The organism is Streptomyces sp. NPDC028910 (genome assembly GCF_055564955.1).
Map to the genome: position 1 here is coordinate 107,871 of NZ_JBVHVF010000006.1, position 18,920 is coordinate 126,790.

The window sequence follows — 18,920 nt, forward strand, 5'->3', positions numbered from 1 at the left end:
CTGGGAGATGGACGACTCCACCCGGGCCCGCACCCGGCCTCAGCCCGGTGTACGGAACCTGTTGCGGCCGCGGCCGGCCGCCTCGATCGCCCTGATCAGCCCGATCGCGGGCCGCTCCACGCGGGCCTCGGCGGTACCTCGGTCTCGTTCTGCCCGCGCCCGGGCGCTGAGGGTGCGGCGCAGGGCAGCGGTGGCGGCAGGCCGCCCGTCGGCGGGCCTCCCCGCCCTCGCGGCGTCGACGCGGTCGACGAGGTCCAGCAGCCGCTGCGGCTGCCGGGCCCAGTTGAAGGCGAAGAACCCCATGTCCCGGGCCTCGATGTCGTGGGCGAGGGCCAGCAGGGAGTTCATGCCCGTGACGTCCATGAACGAGACGCGCAGCATGTCGCAGACCACCACCGCCACCTCGGGGTCGAGGCGGTCCGGCACGCGTGCCAGGGCAGGCCCGGCCTCGATGTCCAGCTCACCGATCGGGGCGAGGTGCAGGGTGGGGCCGTAGCGCCGCACCATGAGGTGGAAGTCGGATCCCATGGCGTCCCACCTCCCCGGAAAGGGGCCGTTGCGTCGACGCCGTCCGCCGGGCGCGCGGACGGGCACGGCTTCTTCGTCTTCGTCTTCGATACTGGCCCCGCGCACCCGTCCAGGCAACCACCCCCCTGACCGGTGACATGCGCTCCCGGCGTGCCTCGGGCCGCAGCCGCCGGGGGCGGCGGCAAGATGAGCGCCCGGGCCGTTCGGCACAAGCGCCCGTTCGAGCCACTGGCAGCAGGGAGGACCCCATGACGGCCGCTTTCCGGACCGAGATCCAGGGCCTCGGCCACACGGCCTTGATCACCATGCGAGGCGAGCTCGACGCCGCTGCCGAGCCGGCCCTGCGGCGGCTCCTGGACGAACCGCCCGAGCTGTCCGAGCACGCGGCCGCTCCGTCCGAGCTGCCCGAGCTGCCCGAGCTGCCCGAACCGCCCGAACCGCCCGAACCGCCCGAGCTGCCCACGGCGGTGGCCACCGTCGCCCTGATCGACGTGCACGAGGTGCCGTTCATGGACTCCGCGGGCCTGCTCCTCTTCCTCGACCTCCACCAGCGCGCCCTGGACCGCGGCCTCAAGGTGCTGGTGGTGGGATGGCAGTCGCAGCCCAGGCGCCTGATGGCCTCCGTGGCGGGCCTCCCGACAGGCGGGCCTCACAGCCGTGCCGACGCGCTCGCCGGCTTCCGCCACCTCATCCGGGCACTCGCCGACCGGCAGCGCGCCCTGACCGCCGCCGTGGGCCCGGTGGAAACCGGAGCGCTGCCCTCCTGACGCGCGGCGCACGGCGCACGGCGGGGCGGTCCCTCCCCGCCGGGATCAGCACGGGACGCGGACGTGGATCGTCTTTCCCCCCGCGCGGTGCCGGATGGCCACGTCGGAGCCGAGCTGCTTGACCAGATTCCACCCCCATCCGCCTCCGCCCTGGTGGTCCGGCCGCCTGGGAAGCGGATCAGCGGTGCTGAAATCGGTGACGTCGATACCGATTCCGTACTCGTCGAACTCCAGGTCCAGCCAGCAGTCGCCGTCCGTGTGTCGGATCGCGTTCGTGACGAGCTCGCTGACCAGCAGCAGGGTGGTGTCCACGACGTCGGGTTCCACCGACTCGCCGGCGTCCAGAGCGGTGTCGAGGAGACGGCGGGCGGCCCGGCGGGAATCAGCGGCGGCCGACGGCCGGTGCAGGTCGATGTGCCACTGGAGGTGGAGAGTCATCGTTGCTCTCCCTTGCAGGTGGGCGATGGTGCCGCTTCCGGATGATGCGGCTGCCCACTGGGGCGCCGCCCATGCCCGGACGGTGGCGCGATCACCGGGAACCGCCCCCCGCCAGGTCCCGCTTCCGGCCACCGTCGAGCAGGCGGCGCACCGCCGTCTCCACCGCGCCCTGGGTGGCCGGGTGGCCGTGGGTGATGTCCTTGCCCAGCCCCTCCAGCGCGGGCCTGATCGTGACGCCGTCCTCGAAGAGTTCGATGACGCGCGGATTGATGTACGAGGCCCGGCACACCGCCGGCGTATTGCCGAGGTACCGGCTCACCTCCCTCACCGCGCGGGCCTCAGCCCTGCGGCGCAGGGTCGGGGACGCGTCCGCCATCTCCTCGGAGACGGCCAGGGCGACCGCGGCCAGGACGGTCGCGTGCCAGGTCCGGAAGTCTTTGGCGGTGATGTCGGTCCCGGACTTGTCGCGCAGGTAGTCGTTGACCTCCCCGGCGCGTACGTCGTGCCAGGCGTGCGCCTCCCAGTAGACGAACAACTGCGAGCGGGCGTCGCTCCGGCGCAGCAGGGCCCGTACGACGGCGTAGGAAGCCGGGTCCACGAGGGCCCGGGTCTGCTGCCGGGCGGACTTGCCCGGGTAGGTGAAGCAGACCTCGCCGTGACGGCATTCGGCGTGCTCGCGCAGCAGGGTGGTCAGGCCGTACGCCTCGTGGTCGCGCCGGTACGCGGCGCCGCCGACCCGGAAGAAGCCGAGGTCGAGCAGCCGGGCGACGCAGGCCAGCACGCGCTCCTGCGCCAGGCCACGCCTGGCGAGGTCCTCGTCGATCTCCGCCCGGAGCCGCGGCAGCCGTGCGGCGACGTGCAGGACGTGCTCGTGCTTGGACGCCTCCTGACGCTCTCGGAACCGGTCGTGGTAGAGGTACTGGCGCCTTCCGGCGGCGTCCGTGCCCATGGCCTGGATGTGCCCGTTGGCCCACGGGCAGATCCACACGTCGGTCCAGGCCGGGGGGATCGCGAGCGCCTTGAGCCGGGCCCGCTCCCCCGGGTCGGTGACCGGCCGGCCGGCGGTGTCCAGGAAGCGGAAGCCGCGGCCGTGGCGCACGCGGGCGTAGCCGGGTCGATCCGGGTGACTGGTCCTCAGTCGCATGACAGTGCTCGATCCGTGCTGCTCAGCGACCGGGCTGGCGCTTCAGCGCGGACCTGTGCGACGTGTGCGTGGAGGAACGGCCCTCCAGCTCGCGGCGCTGACGCCGGAGACTGGGACTGGGACTGGGACTGGAACTGGAACTGGGACCGCGGGGCATCACCACACCTCGGCCCGGCACTGCTGTGGTCACCCGGATCATGCCAAGCGCCTACCCCCCGTGCTCCATGGCACTCCTCCAGCGATGGCACCCCGTCCGCGGCGTTCCTCCGTCGCCCGGCCGGGGGCTCACGACGCGGCGGCCTCGGCGGTGATGAGCTCGGTGACGGCAGGCAGGCCGCCGTCGGCGAGGGCGCGGCGCTGGCGGTCGGCCGGCGTGCCCCGGCGCAGGAGACGGTGTACGAGCGAGCCCACCTCGCGGTGGTCGCCGGACTCTTCCAGGGCGGGGCCGATGTGCCGCAGGAGCATGGACAGCACGTCCCCGCTGCTGCGCGGTCGGCCTTCCGGGTCCAGCAGCGTGCTGCTCAGCCCGTGCCGGGCCGCGTGCCAGGTGGCGGCCTGCAGGATCTCGGGCTGGCACCGTACGGGGGGCGCTCCCGCCTGCTCCTCGGTGATGGCGGTGGCCACGAGGGCGCGGACGATGCCGGCGACCATGACGGCCTCGTCCGCCTCCAGCTGCACGTCACAGCAGCGCACCTCAAGGGTGGGATACCGCTCGGAGAGCCTGGCCTGCCAGTACAGCTGTCCCCGGTCCGCGATCACTCTCGATGCCACCAGTGCCTCGGCCCGCGCCTCGTAGTCCGCGAGCCCCGCGAAACGCGGTTGCGGGCCGCTGACCGGCCAGCGGCCGAAGATGATCGTGCGCCAGCTGGCGAACCCGGTGTCCCGCCCGTCCCACAGGGGCGAATTCGTGGACATCGCCAGCAGCGCCGGAAGCCAGACGCTCAGGCGGTTCAGGACCGCCACTCCGGTCTCCCGGTCGGGAATCCCGACATGGACGTGCATCCCGCAGATCAGCTGCTCGTCGACCAGCAGCCGGGCCTCTCCCCGCATCTTCAGGTACCTCGCCTTGCTGGTGACGGGGACGGGCACGGCGTCCCTGAGCGGCGCGGCGCCCGAGGTCGCGATGCGGCAGCCGTTCGCCTGGGCGGCGGAGGCGACCGCGTGGCGCAACCTCAGGAGATGGCCCCCCACCTCGTCCAGGGCCGCGCACACGGGGGTGGCGACTTCGATCTGGGCCTGGAGCAGCTCTTCCTGGACCTCCCGCTCGTCGGCGATCGGCGTCAGGCCGGACGTGGCCCGCACTTCCTCCACGAACGGCGTGGGAAGCAGCGTCACCGGGTCGACCAGCAAGTACTCTTCCTCGACCCCAACAGTGATCATGCCGGGCGGCTACCCCGAACGGCCGTGATCATCCTCTTTCCGACCGGTTCGGGAGGCTCGGCGCGGGATGCGGGGCATACGGCCGCCAGCGCGGGGCAGGCGCAAGGCCTGACCGTGAATCCCCTACCGCCCCTACCGCCCCTATCCGTCACGGAGGCCACAGTGACATCGCAGCCCGGCGTGAGGCCCACCTCCTACTGGATGGACAGTGTCGACTTCCCCGCGTACCCGGGACTGACCGAGGACCTGACCGCGGACGTCGCCGTCATCGGAGCCGGTGTCGCCGGACTGAGCACCGCCTGGGAGCTGTGCGCGCGCGGTCACCGGGTCGTCGTCGTGGAGGCGGACCGGATCGCCGCGGGGGTCACCGGCTTCACCACCGCGAAGGTCACGGCCCAGCACAACCTGGTGTACGACCGCCTGGAGCGCACCCGCGGTGCGCAGCAGGCGAGGCTCTACGCCCGCTCCCAGCAGGAGGCGGTGGAGCGCGTCGCCGAGCTGGCAGGGACGCTCGGCATCTCCTGCGATCTGGAGCGGACCGCCGCCTTCACCTACACGACGAGCGAGGCGAACACGCAGGCCCTCAAGGCGGAGGCGCGCGCGGCCGCCAAGGCGGGTCTGGACGCCGGCTACACGCGGGACACCGGGCTGCCCTTCGCCGTGGCCGGAGCCGTACGCGTCGGAAACCAGGCCCAGTTCCATCCGCGCGCCTATCTCCTCGGCCTCGCCGGAGCATTCCGCGATCGGGGCGGACTCATCTTCGAGCGCAGCCGGGTCACCGCACTGGAAGAGGGCTCCCCCGGCAGGATCACCACCGAGTCCGGGCACACCGTCACCGCCCGGCACATCGTCGTGGCCACCCACTATCCGGTCTTCGACCGCGCGCTGCTCTTCACGCGCCTGTCGCCCCGACGCGAGGTGGTCGTCGCGGCCCCCCTCGACGCGCAGGACGACCCGGGCGGCATGTTCATCACGGACGAGGGCGGCACACGCTCGGTCCGCACGGCCCCCTACACCGAGGGCCGGCGGCTGCTCATCGTCACCGGCGAGCATTTCACTCCCGGCACCGGGAACCCGGAGGAGCGGTTCGAGCGGCTCGACGGCTGGATGCACCAGCACTTCCGCGTCGGTGCGACGGCGTACCGGTGGGCCGCCCAGGACAACGACGCCGCCGACGGGATCCCCCTGGTCGGGCGCCTCCACCCGGGAGCCGCACACACGTACGTCGCCACGGGCTTCGGCGGCTGGGGCATGAGCAACGGCGTCATGGCCGGCGCCCTGCTCGCCGATCTCATCGAGGACGCGACACCGCCGTGGGCGGATCTGTACGACCCCCGTCGCCTGAAATCCATGATCCGCGAGGCCCCCACCCTGCTCAAACAGCAGGCCGAGGTCGCCCGGCACTTCGTCGGGGACCGCCTGCGCACCACCCACGTGGACTCCGTGGCCGACGTCGCGCCAGGCACGGGAGCGGTCGTACGCGTGCAAGGCCGGCGCTGCGCCGTCTACAAGGACGCCGACGGCAACAGCACGGCGGTGTCAGCCCGTTGCACCCACATGGGCTGCCTCGTCGCGTTCAACCCGGCCGAAGTGACCTGGGAATGCCCCTGCCACGGCTCCCGCTTCGCCACCGACGGCACGGTCCTGCAAGGACCCGCTGTCCGGCCCCTGGAACCGCGCGAACTGCCGGACATCCCCTAGGGGGTGGGTTCCGCCTCGCTGCGGCATTCGGGTGGGCCCAGCGGGTGACCGGGTGGCGGAAGCGGTGCGGGGGTGTGCGGGAGGTCCCAGCGGGTAGTCGGGCGCCATGCCCCTTGTGAACAGCCTTCTCGCCCCCTGGAGCGACAGCACGCTCGCCCTCATGACCAACGGCTACGCCTGGCTGCCCAACCGCATGCGCGCCTCGGCGGACTCCTCGTTCAGGACACGACTCATGGGCCGGCGGACGATCGCCGTGCACGGCCCGGAAGCCGTCGCCTTCTTCTACGACGAGGACCATGTCGTGCGCTCGGCGGCATTGCCCGACCCCGTCCTCGACACCCTCTTCGGGCAGGGCGCCGTCCACACCCTCGACGGCGAGGCCCACCGCGTCCGCAAGGGGATGTTCCTGGCGCTCCTCAAGGACGAAGCCGGTGTCGCCGCGCTCCGCGAACACGTGGCCGTGCGGTGGCGCGCGGCGGTCGCCGGCTGGCAGCAGGACCGTGTCGTCCTCTTCGACGAAGCGGCGAAGGTCCTTGCGCGGGCCGTCTGCGACTGGGCCGGCGTGCCGCTCTCCGAGACGGCAGCCGTGCAGATGGCACACGACTGCACCGCCATGGTGGACGGCTTCACCACCCCCGGGCCCCGCCACCTGCGCGCCCGCCGCGCCCGCAGACGCCAGGAGCAGTCCCTCGCCGCCCTGATCACCGACGTCCGCGCAGGCAAGGAGACAGCCCCCGACGACACGGCCCTCGCGGTGGTGTCCTGGCACCGCGACGCCGACGCGACGATGCTGGATCCGCACACCGCGGCCGTGGAGCTGCTGAACATCATCCGGCCCACCATCGCGATCGCCTGGTTCGTCACCTTCGCCGCCCACGCCCTCCATCGGTGGCCCCGGCACCGCGACCTGATCCGGGCGGACAGCGAGGAGACCTACGCCGAGGCCTTCGCCCACGAGGTACGCCGCTTCTACCCCTTCGCTCCCTTCGTCGCCGGCCTCGCGGCGAAGGACCTGACCTGGCGCGGCGAAGACGTCCCGAAGGACACCCTGGTCCTGCTGGACCTCTACGGCCACAACCACGACCCCGCCCTGTGGCCGGACCCCTACCGGTTCGACCCCCACCGCTTCACCGCGGCCGACAGCCGCCTGGACGACCTGGTCGCGCAGGGCGGAGGGGATCCGGCCGTGGGCCACCGCTGCCCCGGCGAGGACGTCACCGTCACGGTCCTGGCCGCCCTCGCCACCGAACTCGCCCTGCTCGACTTCGACGTCCCCGACCAGGACCTCACCATCCCCCTGTCGCGCATGCCCACGCTCCCACGCAGCGGCTTCGTGCTCGGCGTCGGGTGATCCGCCCTCGCCGGAAGGTCAGGGCAGGGGGGTCCCGCCGGTCGCGTTGAGGATCTCCCCCGTGATGTAGCTGGACCGGGGCGAGGCCAGGAAGACGTACGCCGGTGCCATTTCCGCCGGCTGAGCGGGCCGGCCGAGGGGGGAATGGCCTCCGAACTCCTTGGCGTCCGGCATCGTCGCGGGGATCAGCGGCGTCCACACCGGTCCGGGCGCGACCGCGTTGGCGCGGATGCCCCGCTCGGCGACCAGCTGCGCCAGGCTGTGCGTGAAGGAGATGATCGCCGCCTTCGTCATGGCGTAGTCGAGGAGCGCGGGGTTCGGCTTGTAGCCCTGTACGGAGGTGGTGTTGATGACGCAGCCGCCGCGCGGCATGTGGGCCAGAGTCCTGCGGGTGAGCCAGAACATCCCGTACAGGTTGGTCTTCATCACCCGGTCGAACTGCTCCGTGGTGATGGCCTCGATCCCGTCGGGCTGGGCCATCTGGTAGGCGGCGTTGTTGACGAGGATGTCGACGCGCCCCAGTTCCCTCACGGCACGTTCGACCAGAGCCGCGCACTGACCCTCGTCACGGATGTCGCACTCGACGGATACGGCCGTGCGGCCCGCCCCGCGGATCAGGCGGGCCGTTTCGGCCGCCTCGTCCGCCTCCTCGGGCAGGTGGGTGAAGACGACGTCCGCGCCTTCGCGGGCGAAGGCCAGGCAGACGGCCCTGCCGATCCCGGAGTCGCCGCCGGTGACGACCGTCGCCCGGTCGATGAGCTCGTCGTGGCCCCGGTAGGAGTCCTCGCCGTGGTCGGGTCGCGGATCCATCTCCTCGGTCCAGCCGGGGTGGTCCTGCTCCTGGCCGGGAAACGGCGGGCGCGGGTGTCCGGTGACCGGGTCGGGGACGCGGGGCGCTTCCTGCGAGGGCATGGCACATCTCCGTTGCGCTCGGATGTCCGTGGCTACGCCTCGTCCATTCCCCAGGGGGCCGGCCAGGTATCAGGACCCCCGCCACGCCACTCGACCAGCGGGGACGCGGCGATGTGCTCCTCGCTCCAGTCCAGTCCGGCGCGCCGGAGGAACTCGGCCACGTCGCGCAGGCTGTGCGCGAGGCCGAGGATCTCCGAGTCCACGTGGACGCGCCGACCACCCGACTCGTCAGGAACGTGGATCACGATCGTTCGTCCGCTCATGGGTCCACCCTCCTACGGGCCGCCCGTCCGGGCACCCCCTCCACCACGTGCCTGTTCCTCGGGGAGGCCCGGACTCAGGGGAAATAGGACTCCAGCTCGCCGCGCCTGCGGACATCGAGCGTCGCGCAGTGGAACGAGCCGCCGAAGGGCGCGTAGTGCTGCAAGTCGCACGGGATCGGTTCGAACCCCCATTTCTCCAGTGCCCGGAGCATGCCCGTCTGACGGCGTTCCGCGATCACCCGCTTTTCGTCGATCATGAGAACGTTCATGCTGAGCCACTTGCCGCACATCGAGGTGACCTTGAGCAGGCGCTCGTCGATCGGGTCGGGCTCGGGGGCGATCAGGATGTCCCACGAGCTGAACTCCTCGGGCAGGCGGGCGACGTCGAGGTATTCGGGATTGACCAGCAGCTTGCCGGGGGCGAGCGGCATGAACGTCGTGTCGATGTGCATGGGCGTCCGGCAGCGGCTTTCGATCTCGTGGACGCGGTAGCCCGGCCCCAGGTGGCGGCGCAGCCAGTCGATGCCCATGCGGTTGGTGACGTTGCTTCGCGTGACGAACAGGTCGCGTCCGGCGCGTACGAAGTCAGCGGCATCGAACACCGGCTCGAACTCGGTGAGGATGTAGCGCATGGGCTCGCCGTCCAGCGGAATGCGGAAATCCGCCGTGAACAGGTCGTCGGTGAGCTGCGGCTTCGGTGCCGCCGTCCAGCGCGCGCCGCGCCGGAAGTACTCCTTGAGGATCGTGCGGTAGGCGTGGGTCTCGAAGTACCGGCACGGCCATGCCATCGGCGTCTCGATGATCTCCTCGCCGACCACGAGCAGACTGTCGCGCGGGCAGGTGTTGCAGAAGCCGCGTGATGACCAGTCGGGTGTGCTGAAGCGCTGCCTGTGGTCGACCGCGTCCGGGCGGGTGACGGTGATCCCGAGGGAGGTGAGGAGGGTGACGAACTGGTCGAGTTCGCGCTGCGCCGATTCGATCAGGATGCGCGGATACCTCCGGCCGGCGGCGATCCCCTGGAGCCGCGCCGCCCACGGCGGGATGTTGCAGGCCACGACCGGATGGCCGGAGGGGATGGTGGCGCCGTCGAGACGCCCGACGATGATCTCCTCCAGCGGATCCCATTCGTTGTGGGAACTGACCGGCGACACCAGGGGCTGCGCGGCGCCGTCGGGCGTGGCGGGTGGCTCCGGCCTCACCTGCGGTCGACCGTCCGCGCGGGGGATCCGTCCTCGGCTGCCGCTCTCCGGATGCCGAGCCGCTGCGCTGCCGCCATGCTCAACCGCCTTCGCTGTCAGGAGTCGGTAGATCAAGATATCCGGCGCGTCGCCCCGCTCGTGGTTCCCGCGCGGGGACACCGCGCGGTCATGGCCCCTCCGTCTCCCGCCGGCGCAGCACGATGAGGATCAGCAGGGCGAAGGCGACGAACGCGGTGGCCGTGCGGGCGTAGTTGAACGCCTCCCAGCGGTTCAGGATCTCGGCGTGGTCCAGCGGTGCCGAAGTGGCGGCCCACTGCTTGATCCGGCCGTTGATCGGGACGTTGCCGAGCCGGGTGATCAGGAAGGACGCCAGGACCAGCAGTCCCGCACCGGCGGCCATGCGCCGTGCCGTGCCGCGGAGCATGACGGCCAGTGCCGCGGCGCTGAGGGCCGACAGCGCCATGGCGCCCTGCATGGTGATGCCGTTCATCTGCATCAGCTGCGTGTGGAAGGACAGCCTCATCTCGAGCGGTACGGCGTTGAAGGTGGGGACCAGGTTGGCCGCCCCGTATCCGAACGCGCCCGCCAGGGCTCCGGTGGACAGGAGGGCGAGGCCCTGGACGAATCGGATGCGCATGCGGATCACCTCTGTGTCTCGGGTTCGGTGGGGTCGAGCGCTCGTGTGAGCTGTACGGCCCGGCGCAGCAGGCCGTCGGGGGTGAACTCCGCGAACATGTGCACCTGTGTGGCCACCAGCCCGCTCTTGCGCATCCGGGCGCGGATCGTGAAGCGCGCCGCGATCCGGTTGCCCTGGGCGAGCGCCTCGTGCACTTCGAACCGGCACTCCCGCAGGTTTCTGCGTACGGGGCGCAGGTGGGCGGCCAGCCGCTCCCAGTCGAGGTGGATGCCGTCGGCCACCTGAACGACGTCACGGGTGTAGTACCTGGACATCAACCCGGCCGGGTCTTCGGAACCGTGGACGACGGCCTCGGTGAAGGTGGTGAAGAAGTCGGCGACGAACTGATCGGGCGGCTTCGTTTCCAGAGGTTTCACGGCGCTCCAGCTAGAGGCAGGGGGCACCCAAGGCACCCACAGGACCGATCTCTTACACGCCTGTAAGATATGCGGAGAAGTCCAATTCTGACAAGGATGTAAGACTTGACTGGACCCGAGAGCCCCGAGAGCCCCGCGACCCCGGAGAGCCCCGAGAGCCCCGCGACCCCGTCACCCGCTCGCTCTCGCCGCCGCTCCGACGCGGAACGCAGCAGGGCCGCCGTACTGGACGCCGCGATCCGGCTGCTCGGCGAACGGCCCGATGCCGGCATGGCCGCCATCGCCACAGCGGCCGGTGTCACCCGCCAGACCGTCTACGCGCACTTCGGCGACCGCGACACGCTGCTGCGGGCCGTGGCGGACCGGATCACGGATGAAGCCATGGCCGCGATGGACGAGGCGGAGGCGGACGAACGGTCCGCCCTGGCGGTTCTGATGCGGCTGCAGGACATCGGCTGGCGGCTGTTCGAACGCAACCCGGTACTGCTCCAGCTCGGCCGCAGCCCGGTCGCCGCCACGAACGACCGGGTGCGCCACGAGCCCGTCACCGACCGGCTGACGCGGCTCATCGAACAGGGGCAGGCGGCAGGGGAGTTCGATCCCGCGCCGCCGGCCGGCTGGCTGGCGGCCGCGGTCACCGGCCTGGGGCACGCCGCGGGCGACGAGGTCGGGGCGGGCCGCATGTCCGTACAAGAGGCGGCGGCGTGCCTGCGCACCGCCACGCTCGCCGTCCTGGGAGCGTAGCCCGCACACCCGCATCATGAGGAGCAGGTCATGAACCAGATCATCCCTGCGCAACCGGGGCGAGCCCCGCGGCTTCGCCGCGCTCGGTGCGACCGTGTTGGCGGCCGCCATGCGCCGCGCGCAGCACAAGGACCTGGCACGGCTCAAGGCCCTGCTGGAGCCATGAGTACGGACGCCACCCGGGCGGGAGCGCGCCCCGCCCTCACCCCCTTCCGGGCGCCAGGTGCTGCCGTGCCGGCTCCTGTCAAGTAACGAAAAACAGGGGCTACGGCCCCGTCCCTCCTCCGGGCACCGTGGAATTCCACCTTCCTGCGCAAGAGCAGGAGCGGAACGCCACCCGGACCGGAGGATCGATGTCCCGTCGCGCAGGGGTCTTCGTGACCCGTCGCCCCCGGCTCGTCCTCCTCGGCGCGCTCGTGTTCCTCGTGCTGTCCGTCGTGTTCGGTGCGGACGCGACCGGCCGCCTGAAGACGCAGGGATACGACGATCCGCGGTCCGAGTCCAGCCGTGTCGCCCGCGTCGTGGCCGAACGCCCGGGGGCCTCGCCCAACCTGGTCGTCGTCGCGCAGGCCCGCGGCGGTTCCGTCGACGCCCCGGCGGCCCGGAGCGAGGGCGAGGTCCTGACCAGGCGCCTCGCCGCCCAGCCGCACGTGAGCGCGGTGACCTCGTACTGGACCGGCAACGCGGCGGAGCTGCGCAGCCGGGACGGCCACGCGGCCATGCTCGTCGCGCACGTGGACGGCGAGGGGGAACAGCTCGGAGCGCGGGTCAAGCGGCTGAGCGAGGAGCTGACCACGCCCACTGCCTCCCCGGCCGGATCCCCGAGCGCATCTGCGACCGCCCTGACGGTGCACGTGGGAGGGACGGCGCTCACCGACGCCGAGCTCCAGGACATCTCGGAGGCCGACCTCAAGCGGGCCGAGTCCGTCGTCCTGCCGGGGACCCTGATCCTGCTGGTCCTGGTGTTCGGCAGCGTGGTCGCCGCTGCGCTGCCCCTGCTGATCGGCGTCCTGGCCATCGCCGGGACGCTGCTGGTCCTGAGCGTTCTGGGCGCTGTCACCGATGTGTCGGTGTTCGCGCTGAACCTCACCACGGCGCTGGGCCTGGGACTGGGCATCGACTACGGGCTGCTGATCGTCTCGCGGTTCCGTGAGGAGCTCGCCGACGGATACCGGCCGCGCAACGCCGCCATACGGACCGTGCGCACCGCGGGCCACACGATCCTCTTCAGTGCCGCGACGGTCTCCGCCGCGCTCGCCACCCTGCTGGTGTTCCCGCCGTACTTCCTGCGTTCCTTCGCCTACGCGGGCATCGCCGTGGTCGCGATCGCGGCGGTGAGTGCCGTGACCGTACTGCCCGCTCTGCTCACGCTGCTCGGACCGCGGGTGAACGCCTGGCCGGTGCCGTGGCGCCGCCGGGTCCAGGCCGGCTCGGGGTCACGCTTCTGGGAGGGGCTGGCGCGGATCGTCGTACGCCGGCCGCTGCTCGCGGCCCTGCCGGTGATCGGCCTGCTGGTGGTGCTCGCCGGACCCTTCGCGCACGCCGGTTTCGCCACCCCGGACGACCGGGCCCTGCCGGTGAGCACGTCCAGCCGTCAGACCGGTGACCTGGTGCGCGGCGCGTTCGACATGAAGGGCTCCAGCGCGCTCACGGTCGTCATGACGGGTACCGCGTCCCCGTCGGCGCGGGAGGACTACGCCCGTCGGCTCTCCGCGCTCCCCGAGGTCGCGCAGGTCGTGGGGCCCGACGGCAGCTTCCGGTCCGGCGAGAGGACAGCGGTCTCCGGTTCGGCCGCGTCCGGGATGCGGCCCGCGGGCGAGGGCCCGGCCCAGCTCTCCGTGGTGCCGCTGGCCGACCCCCAGTCGCGGGCTGCCCAGCAGCTCGTGCACGACATCCGCGCGACCCCCGCCCCGGCGGGCGGCGAGGTCCTCGTCGGTGGACCGAGCGCCGTGCTGGTCGACGCCAAGGACACCGTGCGGGACCGGATTCCGCTGGCGCTCTCCGTCATCACCCTCACCACGTTCGTGCTGCTGCTCGGCTTCACGCGCAGCCTGCTCCTGCCGCTGAAGGCGATCGCGCTGAACGCCCTGAGCCTCGCGGCCGTCCTCGGAGCCATGGTGTGGATCTTCCAGATGGGCCATCTGAACCAGCTGCTCGACTTCACGCCCGGACCCCTCAGTACGACCATGCCGGTGCTGCTGTTCTGCATCGTCTTCGGGCTCTCGGTGGACTACGAGGTGTTCGTCCTCGCACGCGTCAAGGAGGCGCACGACGCCGGGCAGGACAACGCCGGCTCGATCATCTCCGGCCTCGCCCACACCGGCGGCATCGTCACGACCGCCGGCGCCCTGCTCGCCTTCACCCTCCTGAGCTTCGGCACCTCCCAGGTCTCCCTCTTGCAGTTTTTCGGGATCGGCGCGGGCCTCGGTGTCCTCCTCGACGCCACGCTCGTACGGGGTGTCCTCGTACCGGCGCTCATGCGTCTGGCGGGCGGCCTGAACTGGTGGGCACCGCGGCTGCTGAGGCGCAGGGTGCCGCAGCCGGTGCCCCGTCCTCCCCCGGTTCCCGCGCGGCGGTGTCCCCCGGGCCGCACCGCCGTCCGTACGTACGCCCATGCCGACGCGCACGCCCGCGCACGCCGCTGACCACCCAGGCCACCCAGACCACGACAAGGAAAACCCCCTCATGACCGACATCGCCATCACCGGACTCGGCTGCCGCTTTCCGGGCGCCCCCGACATCCGCGCCTACTGGGAGCTCCTGGTGAGCGGGGAACGGCAGTTCTCCGCCGTCCCGGCGGAGCGCTGGAAGCACGAGACCTTCCACGCACCCGGCGACCGGACGGCCCCCCATGCCGCGTACACCGACCAGGTCGCCTTCCTGGACGACGTGGACCGCTTCGACGCCCTGCACTACGGGGTCCCACCCGCTCGGGCCCGGTCCATGGACCCGCAGCACCGGCTGATGCTCGACGTCGCCCGTGAAGCCCTCGACGACGCGGGGCTGGGCCGCGGCGACTTCGACCGGGAGAACACCGGGGTCTTCTTCGGCATCTCGGTGTCCGATTACAGGGACCTCCTGACGGCCCCCATCCGGGCCATCGCCCTGGCCGACGAGGCGCACGCGGCCGACGACCGCGGCAGCGCCGACGCCGTCAGGGAGCAGGCGGAACGGCTCGGCGCCATCCACGCCTTCACCCTGCCCGGGAGCCTTCTCAACATGGCGTCCGGCACCGTCAGCCGGCAGTTCGACCTCGGCGGCCCCAGCTTCGCCGTCGACGCCGCCTGCTCCGGTTCCCTGGTCGCCCTCGACCAGGCGATCGCCCACTTGCGCCAGGGCACCTGCCGGATCGCCGTCGTCGGCGGCGTGTACCTCAACCTGACCCCCGACAGCCTGATCGGCTTCTCCAAGCTGCGCGCGCTGTCCGCGACCGGGGTGTGCCGCCCGTTCGACGAGGGGGCCGACGGCTTCGTCCTCGGCGAGGGCGCCGGTGTCGTCGTCATACGGCCGCTCGCCGACGCGCTTGCCGACGGCGACCGTGTCTACGCGGTGATCAAGGGGATCGGCTCGGCCAACGACGGCGCGTCTCCCGGACCGCTGGTGCCCACCGCCGAAGGCCAGCTGCGCGCCATGCGCCGGGCCTATGACGACGCGGGGGTCGCCCCTTCCTCCGTGAGCTTCCTCGAGGCCCACGGCACCGGCACCGCCGCCGGCGACCGTGCCGAGGTGGAGGCGCTGCGCCGGCTGCGCACCGAGTACCCCGACGACGACCCCGCTCTGTGCTACCTCGCCTCGGGCAAGGCCCTGATCGGGCACTCCCTGTCCGCGGCGGGCATCGCGGGACTGATCAAGACGGCCCTCGTCGTCCACCACCGCACGATCGTGCCGCAGCCGCACACCACCCCCCATCCGGACCTGCGCATCTCCGCCGCGGGGCTGCGCTTCGCCCACACGGTGCGGCCCTGGCCGAGCGCGCGCACGCCGCGGCGTGCCGCCGTCAGCTCGTTCGGTTTCGGCGGCACGAACGTCCACGTCGTGCTGGAGGAGCAGCCCGCCCCGGCGACCAGCCGCCTCTCGGCCCGTACCGGAAGCACCGGACCCCAGCTCGTCCTGCTCTCGGCCGGCAGCCCCCAGCTGCTGGACCGGCACATCGGCGACGTACTCGACGCGGTGGACCGCGCGCCCGGCACGCCGATCGCGGCACTGGCCCACACCCTGGGCTCGCGTGAGCCGCTGAGGGCGCGGCTCGCGATCGTGGCCGCCGACACGGGCGAGTTCACCGAGCGGCTGCGCCGCGCCCGCCGACAGCTGGAGGACGGCGCCCGGGGCGACCTCGGCGACGGCGCCTTCGCCGCCGACGCTCCCCTGCCGGCCGCGCAGCGCCGTATCGCCTTCCTCTTCCCCGGTCAGGGCAGTCAGCGGCCGGGCATGATGCGGGACCTCTACGAGAGGTTCCCCGACTTCCGGGCGGCCGTCGACGCCCTCAGCGCGCGGGCCCGGCGGGCCACCGGCCTGGACCTGACCGATGTGCTCTACGGCGAGAGCGCCACCGCCGAGGGTGACGGCGAGGAGCTCAGGCAGCGGCTCGCCGCGACCGATGTGTGCCAGCCACTGCTCGGTACCGTGCAGATGGCCGCCACCCGTCTCCTCGCCGGCTGCGGCATCACTCCCGACCTCGCCCTCGGCCACAGCGTCGGGGAGTTCGCCGCGGCCGCGGCGGCCGGAGCGCTCACCGACGAGGACGCGATCCGGCTGCTGGTCCACCGGGGCGCGGCCTTGCGGCGGTCCGAGATCGGCCTCCGGGGCGGGATGCTCGCCGTGCAGAGCGACACGGACACCTGTCTCCGGCTCATCGACGGCATCGACGAGGTGTGGCTCGCCTGCTTCAACGAGCCGCGGCAGGTCGTGGTCAGCGGCACGGTGCGAGGGCTCGCCGCCATGCGGCAGGCCTGCGCCGAGGCCGGAATCGTCACGGTGGCGCTCGACGTGTCCCATTCCTTCCACTCGCCGCGGCTGGTCTGCGCCGACGAGGCCCTGCGCGCGGACCTGGCCGGCCTGCCTCTCAGCAGTCCCGTACTGCCGTTCGTCTCGTCCGTGAACGCGGAGGTCTGCACCGAGCCCGACCGTCTGCGGGAGCTGTGGGCCCGTCACGCGTCGACGCCGGTCCACTTCTCGGATGCCGTCCACACCGCCTACGAGGAGGGGGCCCGCGTCTTCCTCCAGGTGACGGGCGGCAGCTCGCTCCTCACCCCGGTCCGCCGCAACCTCGCCGGCCACGGCGACGTTCACCTCGTCCCCGCCGCGGGGGCGGAGCCGGACGGCGGACGTGGCTTCGTTCTGGCCCTCGCCCGGCTCGCGGTCCTGGGCGCCCCGGTCGACCCGCGCGCCCTGGTTCCCGAGGAGGACCGCCGCCTGCTGGACCTGCCGGTGGCGAGGCTCGACACCCAGCCCTACTGGGTGCCCGGCAGGCGCCCGGCGAAGAAGGGCGCCGCCGCCGAGATGAAGGAGCCGGTGAAGGAACCCATGAGCGAGCCGATGTCCGAACTGCTCCAGCTGGCTCGGCAGCAGGTGACGCTGCTCGCCCGCCTCGCCGAGGCGCTCCCCGCACAGAACACGGTCCCGGCCGTCCCTGCGTCCAGTGCCCCGGCTGCCCCAGCTGCTCCAACGGCCCCAACGGCCTCGCCTACCCCAGCGGCCCCAGCGACCCCGGCTGCCTTGGCTGCCCCAGCCGCGCCGGCTGCCCCAGCCGCCCCCGGCGCCCCGCCCGCTTCTCACGCACCGGCTGCCGAGGAGCCCTCACCGACCGGGGGCGTCGACGAGATCACCGACTCCGTGCTCGCGCACGTGGCCCGGATCAGCGCCTTCCCGGTGGATCATCTGCGCACCGACCAGCTGCTCATCGACGATCTCGGTTTCGACTCGCTGATGCTGACCGACCTGTTCACCTCGCTCAGCCGGCAGTGGCCGCAGTGGGCGTTCGACGAAAGGGCTGCCGACCGGCCGACCGTCGGGAGGATCGCCGCGATGATCGCGAGCGGTTCCGCGGACGCCGAACCGGCAGCCGTCCCCGGGCAGCGCACCGGCAGCGGCGAGGAAGCCCCGCCGGCGCCGCCCGTCGTCCTGCACGCGGTCCCGGCGTCCGCCGACCCGCCCCCGCAGCCGCCGTCCGCCGTCCCGGACCGGCCCGTGTCGGCCGCCTCCGCCACCACGGCGCTGCCCGAAGAGCACACGCGGATCGAGTGCTTCCCGGAGGTCACCGCCCACGGCGAGCGCGTCGCCACGCTCTCCCAGCTGGGGTTGCCCAGTCCGTACTTCCTCGTCCACGAGCGCGGTATGACGGACACGACCGTCATCGACGGCCGGGAACTCCTCTCGTTCTCCAGCTACAACTACCTGGGGATGGCGACCCACCCCCAGGTGAACGAGGCGGCCAAGGAGGCGGTCGAACGCTACGGAACGTCGGTGTCGGCCAGCCGGCTGCTGTCCGGCAACCGTCCACTCCACCTGGAGCTGGAGACGGAACTCGCCGGCCTGCTCGGACGCGAAGACGCGATCACTCTGGCCAACGGCCATGCCACCAACGTCACCGTGATCGGCCACCTGGTCGGCCCCGGGGACCTCGTCGTCCACGACTCCCTCGCCCACGACAGCATCGTGCAAGGGTGCAAGCTCTCCGGCGCGACCCGGCGGCCGTTCCCGCACAACGACGCGGCCGCCCTCGACGCCATCCTCGGGCAGGTCCGCCACCAGTACCGGCGGGTGCTCGTCGTCATCGAGGGTGTCTACAGCATGGACGGCGACATCGCCGACCTGCCCGCCCTCGTCCAGGTCAAGCACCGGCACGGCGCGCTGCTGATGATCGACGAGGCGCACAGCATCGGAACGATCGGCGCGACGGGACGCGGCATCGGCGAGTACTTCGGCACGGACCGCTCAGCCGTCGATCTGTGGTCGGGGACGCTGTCCAAGGCACTGGGGGGCTGTGGTGGCTACGTCGCCGCGAGCCGCTCGGTCGTCGAGTACCTGCGCTATACCGTTCCGGGCTTCATCTTCAGCGCCGGCATGACCCCGGCCGACACCGCCGCGTCCCTGGCCGCCCTGCGGCTGCTGCGCGCCGAGCCGCAGCGCGTGGCACGCCTCTCGGAGAACGCCGCGCTGTTCGCCCGCCTCGCCCGCGAGGCGGACGTCCCCATCGGGGACAGTCACGACACGCCGATCGTCCCGTGCATCGTCGGGGACTCGCTGAAGACGCTGCGGCTCGCGGAGGCCCTCTTCCAGCAGGGCATCAGCGTCAACCCCATCCTCTACCCCGCCGTACCCGAGGAGCTGGCCCGGCTGCGCTTCTTCGTCACCCGCGACCACACGCCCGACCAGATCCGTCACACGGTGACCGCGCTGGAGCATGAGCTGCGGCGCCTGGACCTGGCCTCCGCGGCCTGA

Annotated in this window: 15 protein-coding genes; 6 read left to right on the top strand and 9 right to left on the bottom strand. The window is 72.2% G+C overall.

Going from position 1 to position 18,920, the window contains the following annotated elements; genetic code table 11:
* Positions 1-39 precede the first annotated feature (39 nt).
* The gene (locus ACZ4TV_RS11015) at positions 40-528 is read right to left on the bottom strand and encodes an STAS domain-containing protein (protein ID WP_468133044.1); all 489 of its coding nucleotides are present in this window, start codon (positions 526-528) and stop codon (positions 40-42) included.
* A gap of 248 nt (positions 529-776) precedes the next feature.
* Between ACZ4TV_RS11015 and ACZ4TV_RS11020 the strand changes: the two genes are divergently transcribed.
* Positions 777-1,295, top strand: a complete 519-nt coding sequence (locus ACZ4TV_RS11020) for an STAS domain-containing protein (RefSeq protein WP_468133046.1) — start codon at positions 777-779, stop codon at positions 1,293-1,295.
* 45 nt (positions 1,296-1,340) lie between these two features.
* On the opposite strand, the gene ACZ4TV_RS11025 is transcribed toward ACZ4TV_RS11020, so the two are convergent.
* The 3 genes from ACZ4TV_RS11025 to ACZ4TV_RS11035 all read right to left on the bottom strand — a co-directional run bounded on the left by ACZ4TV_RS11025 (position 1,341) and on the right by ACZ4TV_RS11035 (position 4,257).
* A complete protein-coding gene (locus ACZ4TV_RS11025) occupies positions 1,341-1,733 on the bottom strand; it encodes an ATP-binding protein (RefSeq protein WP_468133048.1) in 393 nt (130 codons plus the stop codon).
* A gap of 91 nt (positions 1,734-1,824) precedes the next feature.
* Complete coding sequence (locus tag ACZ4TV_RS11030) at positions 1,825-2,877, bottom strand: DNA topoisomerase IB (protein ID WP_468133050.1); 1,053 nt, start codon at positions 2,875-2,877, stop codon at positions 1,825-1,827.
* 285 nt (positions 2,878-3,162) lie between these two features.
* Complete coding sequence (locus ACZ4TV_RS11035) at positions 3,163-4,257, bottom strand: carboxylate-amine ligase (RefSeq protein ID WP_468133052.1); 1,095 nt, start codon at positions 4,255-4,257, stop codon at positions 3,163-3,165.
* A gap of 201 nt (positions 4,258-4,458) precedes the next feature.
* On the opposite strand from ACZ4TV_RS11035, the gene ACZ4TV_RS11040 reads away from it, so the two are divergent.
* The gene (locus tag ACZ4TV_RS11040) at positions 4,459-5,958 is read left to right on the top strand and encodes an FAD-dependent oxidoreductase (protein ID WP_468133295.1); all 1,500 of its coding nucleotides are present in this window, start codon (positions 4,459-4,461) and stop codon (positions 5,956-5,958) included.
* A 106-nt stretch (positions 5,959-6,064) separates the two neighbouring features.
* Positions 6,065-7,309, top strand: coding sequence for a cytochrome P450 (locus ACZ4TV_RS11045; protein ID WP_468133054.1), 1,245 nt, complete (start codon positions 6,065-6,067; stop codon positions 7,307-7,309).
* Between the two features lie 18 nt (positions 7,310-7,327).
* On the opposite strand, the gene ACZ4TV_RS11050 is transcribed toward ACZ4TV_RS11045, so the two are convergent.
* From ACZ4TV_RS11050 to ACZ4TV_RS11070, 5 genes are all read right to left on the bottom strand, one after another.
* A complete protein-coding gene (locus tag ACZ4TV_RS11050; RefSeq protein ID WP_468133056.1) occupies positions 7,328-8,221 on the bottom strand; it encodes an SDR family oxidoreductase in 894 nt (297 codons plus the stop codon).
* A gap of 32 nt (positions 8,222-8,253) precedes the next feature.
* Positions 8,254-8,484 carry a hypothetical protein gene (locus ACZ4TV_RS11055; RefSeq protein WP_468133058.1) on the bottom strand — a complete coding sequence of 77 codons (231 nt, stop codon included), beginning with the start codon at positions 8,482-8,484 and terminating at the stop codon, positions 8,254-8,256.
* Between the two features lie 74 nt (positions 8,485-8,558).
* Positions 8,559-9,683: an amidinotransferase gene (locus ACZ4TV_RS11060; RefSeq protein ID WP_468133297.1), complete on the bottom strand. Its 1,125-nt coding sequence runs from the start codon at positions 9,681-9,683 to the stop codon at positions 8,559-8,561.
* A 166-nt stretch (positions 9,684-9,849) separates the two neighbouring features.
* Complete coding sequence (locus tag ACZ4TV_RS11065) at positions 9,850-10,320, bottom strand: anthrone oxygenase family protein (RefSeq protein ID WP_468133060.1); 471 nt, start codon at positions 10,318-10,320, stop codon at positions 9,850-9,852.
* A gap of 5 nt (positions 10,321-10,325) precedes the next feature.
* Positions 10,326-10,736: a nuclear transport factor 2 family protein gene (locus ACZ4TV_RS11070; RefSeq protein ID WP_468133062.1), complete on the bottom strand. Its 411-nt coding sequence runs from the start codon at positions 10,734-10,736 to the stop codon at positions 10,326-10,328.
* Between the two features lie 105 nt (positions 10,737-10,841).
* On the opposite strand from ACZ4TV_RS11070, the gene ACZ4TV_RS11075 reads away from it, so the two are divergent.
* From ACZ4TV_RS11075 to ACZ4TV_RS11085, 3 genes are all read left to right on the top strand, one after another.
* On the top strand, positions 10,842-11,480 hold the full coding sequence (locus ACZ4TV_RS11075; protein ID WP_468133064.1) for a TetR/AcrR family transcriptional regulator: 639 nt from the start codon (positions 10,842-10,844) through the stop codon (positions 11,478-11,480).
* A 353-nt stretch (positions 11,481-11,833) separates the two neighbouring features.
* Positions 11,834-14,125: an MMPL family transporter gene (locus ACZ4TV_RS11080; protein WP_468133066.1), complete on the top strand. Its 2,292-nt coding sequence runs from the start codon at positions 11,834-11,836 to the stop codon at positions 14,123-14,125.
* Positions 14,126-14,165: 40 nt separating this feature from the next.
* Positions 14,166-18,920, top strand: a complete 4,755-nt coding sequence (locus tag ACZ4TV_RS11085) for a type I polyketide synthase (protein WP_468133068.1) — start codon at positions 14,166-14,168, stop codon at positions 18,918-18,920.